Source organism: Ilyobacter sp. (genome assembly GCF_041583315.1).
GTDB lineage: Bacteria > Fusobacteriota > Fusobacteriia > Fusobacteriales > Fusobacteriaceae > Ilyobacter.
In genome coordinates this window covers 1-3,407 of the sequence record NZ_JBFHGC010000326.1, presented here as the reverse complement: position 1 = coordinate 3,407, position 3,407 = coordinate 1, and the positions used below count along the sequence as shown (strand labels likewise).

The 3,407-nt window shown below is 37.1% G+C and carries 4 protein-coding genes; all 4 read right to left on the bottom strand.

Annotated features, from left to right (window positions below; genetic code table 11):
- Positions 1-637: hypothetical protein (locus ABZA26_RS10750; protein ID WP_372714527.1), on the bottom strand; the 637-nt coding region annotated here is incomplete at its 3' end.
- Between the two features lie 36 nt (positions 638-673).
- Positions 674-2,341 carry a type II secretion system protein GspD gene (locus ABZA26_RS10745; RefSeq protein WP_372714526.1) on the bottom strand — a complete coding sequence of 556 codons (1,668 nt, stop codon included), beginning with the start codon at positions 2,339-2,341 and terminating at the stop codon, positions 674-676.
- A gap of 3 nt (positions 2,342-2,344) precedes the next feature.
- Positions 2,345-2,818 carry a hypothetical protein gene (locus ABZA26_RS10740; protein ID WP_372714525.1) on the bottom strand — a complete coding sequence of 158 codons (474 nt, stop codon included), beginning with the start codon at positions 2,816-2,818 and terminating at the stop codon, positions 2,345-2,347.
- A 23-nt stretch (positions 2,819-2,841) separates the two neighbouring features.
- On the bottom strand, positions 2,842-3,363 hold the full coding sequence (pilO, locus tag ABZA26_RS10735; protein ID WP_372714524.1) for a type 4a pilus biogenesis protein PilO: 522 nt from the start codon (positions 3,361-3,363) through the stop codon (positions 2,842-2,844).
- Between the last annotated feature and the right edge of the window lie 44 nt (positions 3,364-3,407).

Below are 3,407 nucleotides of genomic sequence, written 5' to 3'. Positions count from 1 at the left end.
CCCTTATATTATAATACCTGTTTTGCAGTCTGTCCTTTTTCGTAGCAAACATATCAAATAATTTTTTGGACGGACTTTTATCCTGTAGTTCATGTTTTTTCAGCTCATCCAGTATTTTTCTTATATCGCCCTTTGTCCACTTGTTGGAGTTAAAAAACTTTTTCTGTTCCTTTTCATCATCCATATAAGATAGAAATTCCTGGACTTTTCCTACCCGGTATTTTTCCTTTGAAATAGGTAGATTTTTCCTCTCTATCTCCGTGTAGATTCTTCTTTTGTATTTCGTTGCCTCTGAGCTATTTCCAGCAAGGATAATCCGATCCAGATTTTCTTCTATTTTTTTGTAATTTTTCTCTATATTATAATATTCCAATAGTTTCCTGGGATCATTTTCTGTCTTCAGATACAAATCCAGATAATATTCAGACCTTTCCTTTTCTCCCTCTTTGAGATAAATGACAGCCAGTTCAAAATAGGCTTCCGTGTCATCTTTTTTCAAAAGGTAATCTATATATTCGGAATCTCCCTTGGGAAAAAACATGCTCACTTCTTTCGAATTAAGCAGTTCATATCTTCCCTCAGTTTCTCCGTAGGAAAACACAGATATTACAATAAAAAATAGATAAATTAATCTCATATCATCACCCTTGAGTTTTTATGGCTTTTTGGTTCTTTAATTACTTTCTGAAAGTTTCTGTTGTATCTTCTCTATACCTGAGACTGTTGTTTCCTCAGCCGTCTTTTCCTGGGTATTTCCGTCGGTCTTTGCAGTTGTCACATTTTTCTTTACTTCTGTTTCCTCTTTTTTCATTGTTTTCAAGACAGTACCGCTCGATCCCTTGACCAGGTTAAACTTTTGAGACATATCTCTGCTCATTATTATTTTCGGAGTTATGAAAATCATAAGATTTGTCTTTGATTTTGAATTGCTAGAATTTTTGAATAAATATCCCAGTATTGGTATCTTGCTCAAAAAAGGATCCTTGCTATCAGTAATTGACTGAGTATCCTTTATGAGACCCCCTATAGCCAGAGTCTGTCCGTTCCTTACGATTACATTAGTCTCTACCTTTCTCGAGGATACATAAGGTACACCATCATCTGTGTATCCTGTCACCTCACTTATTTCCGGGGTAACCTCGATTTTTATCATGCCGTCATCTGTTATTACAGGAGTCACTTCCATGGTGATCCCAACATTCTTAAATTCATAGCTTGTAGATGTAGCGTCTCCGCTATCACTTACATATTCCAGTTCTTTATAAGGCACCTCTTCAGTCAGCTCTATCTTTGCTTTTTTTCCGTTGATAGTTGTTATCACAGGTTTTGCCAGTATCTCTGTAGAGCTGTCCTCGACGATATTTCTGTACACCGCACTGAACTGATCAGTCCCCAGCAGTCCAAGACCGAGAGTTATCCCGTCAGAAAGATTTGATGCATCAAAATAACTGTCTGTTCCAGACAGATATCCTCCCCCTCCGTCGCTACTGTCACTCTCTGTGAGATTGTTGGAATTATAACCCCAGCTCATCCCCCAGTCTCTCCCTGTGCCTTCCTGTACCTCTAGAATCCTCACTTCGATAACCACCTGCAGTTCTGGTACGTCTATCTTGTCCATGATACTTTTCAGTGTGTCTGCCTCTTCACTGGATGCTATGACCAGAAGCCCTCCCAGAGACTCGCTGTATTTTATATCTCCCGTTATTTTATAGCCTATCTCTCCTAGTATTTCATAAGCCTTTTGGGGAGTCATATGCTTCACTCTTATAAGTTCCACATTTTTCTGAGCATCCTCTTTTTTTATTCCGTCACGTTCATCCAGAAACTTTTTTACACTTATAAGTTCTGATTTTTTAGCTCTTACAGTGATTGAGTTGGTATCTGCATTCACTATAGAAGTATCCCCGTCTTTTAGTAGAAGTTTTACATCTTCAGACAGTTCAGATGCATCTACTTTCTTCAGTGAGAAAACTTTTGATATAGAACGGTCTGATTCCTGCATTTTTTTTGCATCTTCCAGACTCATTATCTCCACCAGGTTTCCGCTTTGGATATAGGTATATCCGTTGGATCTCAGTATCGCCTCCAGTAAATCGTCTAGTTGAGCGTCCTTTACACTCATGGTTACAGTTCCGGATATTTTATCACTTATTACCATGTTCAGGTCATTGCTGAAAGAAAGGGTTCTCAGAACATTTACAAGATTAGCTCCGTGGTAATCTACTGTCACCTTTTGATTCTGAGCTATCATCTCTCCGTTGTATCCTGCCCCAAAAACTGTTGCTCCCAGTATTGTAAAAGCTGTTATAATCTGTGCGCCCTTTTTTATAGTTTCCCCCATACTCTATTGCCTCCAAAGTTCAAGTACTTTTTTTTCGCCTTTCTTATCCACTAATACGATTTCTCCGCGATTTATAGCCTTTACCGTGAGACTGTTGAAGCTGTCCCCCTCCTGTAAAATCTGTCCGTCTGAAAAAGTTGCAGTTTTTCTTTTTCCGAGAATAATTCCGATCAGTTCCGGTTTCCCGTCCTCTCCCTGACTGTTAGAGTGAAAAATATTTCTCACAAGTTCTTTTTTCTCACTATTTTCAGCCTCTATATTGTTTTGAAAATTCTCCCACTCTTCCTCTTTTATCTCGTCCACGGAAAAATCATATTTAGGGTCTATCTCCATGAGCATTTTAAAATTATCCCGTCTTGGAAATTTCAGATAAACTGCCATCAAAATAAAAACAGCCATCCCTGCAATTATTATATTTACCTTCTTCGTCCCCTTTAGTCTTGCTCCAATGTTTTTAAAATCAAGTCCCATCCTCATAAAAAGCCCCTTATTTACAGATATCAGTTTGTTGTATAGATAGAAAAAGTTGCCTTCACAATTAAATTAAAGTTTTCTCTGGATATATTCATGTCTTCCAGATTTATATTTTTATCCAGATTGTCTATATCGTCTAAAAAGTTTTTCAAAGTAAAAAAATCCGTTTCAAACTCTGTTTTAAATATATACTTATGATCATTTTTACTCATATTTTCACTGAGATTGATGTTTGACAGCTTTATATTGTTTTCCTTGCTCAGCTGGGTCAGTTCCTCGGTAAGGTATCTCTCCTCTCCTGCACTTATTAGCTTTGCCTGCATATGGTCTCTTTGATACTTCATTTTATAATATTCTCTGTATCTTTTTTTAAGTGAATTTATTTTATTTACATCCTCTACATATTTCTGTTGCTCCTGGATTATCTTGTTCTTGTTAGACTCCACCCTTTTCTTCATATTTACCATTATTATATTTTGAAAAAGTATATAGAAGGTAAGGCAGACCAGCAGCTGCAAAACCAGAGCCTGTTTCTCATTTTTTTTCATTTTTTTCACCGCCGGAGAGTTTGACCTCTATAGAAAAATCATTT